The sequence below is a fragment of the Vibrio sp. 10N.261.52.A1 genome, assembly GCF_002876325.1.
In the GTDB taxonomy this organism is placed as follows: domain Bacteria; phylum Pseudomonadota; class Gammaproteobacteria; order Enterobacterales; family Vibrionaceae; genus Vibrio; species Vibrio chagasii.
The window spans coordinates 1-1,074 of the sequence record NZ_MCYD01000347.1 but is presented as its reverse complement, the minus strand read 5'-3'; the positions used below and the strand labels follow the sequence as shown (position 1 = coordinate 1,074).

At 36.0% G+C, this 1,074-nt stretch carries 1 protein-coding gene; it reads left to right on the top strand.

Features of this window, described 5'->3' with window-relative positions; translation table 11 throughout:
• On the top strand, nt 1-1,074 hold a 1,074-nt coding region (locus BCT81_RS04220), incomplete at both ends, for a glycosyltransferase (protein WP_157938843.1).

Genomic DNA, 1,074 nt, shown 5'->3' with positions numbered 1-1,074 from the left:
AGCTAAAAGTAATATTAAATATATTGAAGCATCTATAGTAAAACTCCCGTCTGTATCATCTCCTTTGAGTGCCTTTGTCGATGTAATAAACGATGGCATAAATGGTTATATAGCTAGTGATCAGGTTGAGTGGTTTGACAAGCTTACAAAACTCGTTAGTTGTGAGCAAACACGACAAGATATGGCAATCAAAGCAAATACTACTGTTTTGGCTCGCTATAATACAGAGTCGATTGCAAACTCCCAGTTAATGCCAATTGTAAGAGATTATAGTTGCACTAAGAGCAAACCAAGAATAGTTGTATTCAACGTTTTTTACTCTCCAAGGTCCTTTGGTGGTGCTACGATCGTCACAGAGCAGATAAATAAGCTTTTACAAAGACATAAAGGCTATGAAGTGTATGTGGTTACGACTCTTCCTGTCGATGATGCTCTACGCTCTTATGAACCTATTCGTTATGAAGTAGACGGTGTAACTGTATTTGGTGTTCCTGTACCAAATGAGGATATGGAGCTTTACAACAATAAATCAATTGTAGATCCAGTAGCTAAAATATTAGAAGTGGTTAAGCCTGATCTAGCTCATATGCATTGCTTACAAGGGCTGGGAGTCGGTGTTATTCAAAGCTGTATTGATAATGATATAAACTACATTATCACTGTTCATGATGCTTGGTGGCTATGTTATAAGCAGTTTATGATCGATTCAAAAGGCGAGTTCTGTGGTCAAAATAAAATTGATTTAAGCAAATGTAAGAATTGTACCGAGAATAAAAAAGTGCCTTCGCTTCGGGATTCTGAACTCAGACACTACCTCAAGAATGCATGTGAAGTCTTAGCTCCGAGTAGATATACTGCTGAGCTTCATGATGTAAATAATATGCACCCTAAGCCTTTAACCGTTAATAAAAATGGCATTCTTATGCCGGAAGCATCAATAGTTAAAAAATTTAACGGTCGTATAACTTTTGGTTATGTTGGGGGTAATACTCCGATTAAAGGTAGCGACTTAGTAATAAAAGCTTTTTCTAATATTAATAATCCTAACGTTTTTTTAAGAATCGTAGATAATAT